General features: G+C 63.0%; 1 protein-coding gene. It reads right to left on the bottom strand.

Annotated elements, in window-relative coordinates:
* Window positions 1-1079, bottom strand: a 1079-nt coding sequence (gene tnpC, locus ACCAA_RS02685) for an IS66 family transposase (RefSeq protein ID WP_186405711.1), incomplete at both ends; no start/stop codon positions are given.

Genomic DNA, 1079 nt, shown 5'->3' with positions numbered 1-1079 from the left:
ATCGGCACGTCCGGATCGGTCAGATAAACCTCCAGCCCGAATCGTCGTTCGCGGGCGTAAGCTAACGCCTTGGTCATCGGATTGCTCGGCAACAGACCCTGCGCCTCGAATTGCTGGTTGATCCAGGCAAAGAGCTGTTCAATGATCGGCTTGGCGTGCATCAATCGATAGTCGAGTTTCTTCGTAGCAGCGAGCTTTTGTACGCGGATGCGCTCTTCGACGGCGTAGAGCCCGCCGATCAGATCCAGTCCGTGCGCTGCTGTCCCCGGATCCGCATCCTGTGCCTCGAACAGCTTGCGCCGTGTATGCGCCCAGCACTGCGCGTGGATCAGCCCGGTCTTCTTGGTGTAGTGCTCGTAGGCGGTGTAGCCATCGGTGAGCAGGACGCCGCGCTCGACCGGGCTCAGCCCCAGCGCCTGCTCGACATGCCCTATCCGGCGACTCTCGAAGAAGGGGAAGCAGACTTCGTCCAGTTCGCCATAGACCGGCCAGAAATACGCGGCCTTCAACTTCCCCGGTCCGGCCCGCCCGGCCTTGATCGGGGTTTCGTCCATGGCCTTGACGCGCGAGGCACGGATCGATTCGAACTGCGCCTCGTAGATCGGTTCAAGCAGCGCAATGCCCTGCTGCCCGATCTGCGTCAGCCACGGCCGACTGACGGTGATGCCACCATCGGCGAGGCGCTGGTGCTGTCGGTAGAACGGCAGGTGATAGGCGAATTTATCAATCAGCATGCCGGCGACAAAGCTGACGTCGGCGCGGCTGCCTTCGATGACACCGACCGGCGCCGCCGGGCAGACGATCGCTTGGCTTGCCTTGAGCTTGATCACCGGCCGCCGATAGTTGAGAACGACCGTGCTGCCGGGGCGCTGGGCGAGCCGATAGCTGTTCTTGTAACTGATGATTTCGAAGTCTTCCGGGGCGAGCCCTGCGGTCTCCGGTGCAGAGAGTTCGATGACTTCGACCGGCACTCGCGACTCGTCGAAGAACGGCAGGCTGTCGTCGCTGGTGTCGGGCTTCTTGGTTGTCGGTCGCCGCGTGTGTGCAGCGACTTGGCGCTCGGTCGGCGCCGGCGGCGG

It is taken from the genome of Candidatus Accumulibacter aalborgensis (genome assembly GCF_900089955.1).
In the GTDB taxonomy this organism is placed as follows: Bacteria; Pseudomonadota; Gammaproteobacteria; order Burkholderiales; family Rhodocyclaceae; genus Accumulibacter; species Accumulibacter aalborgensis.
This window is presented reverse-complemented; position numbering and strand designations above follow the sequence as displayed.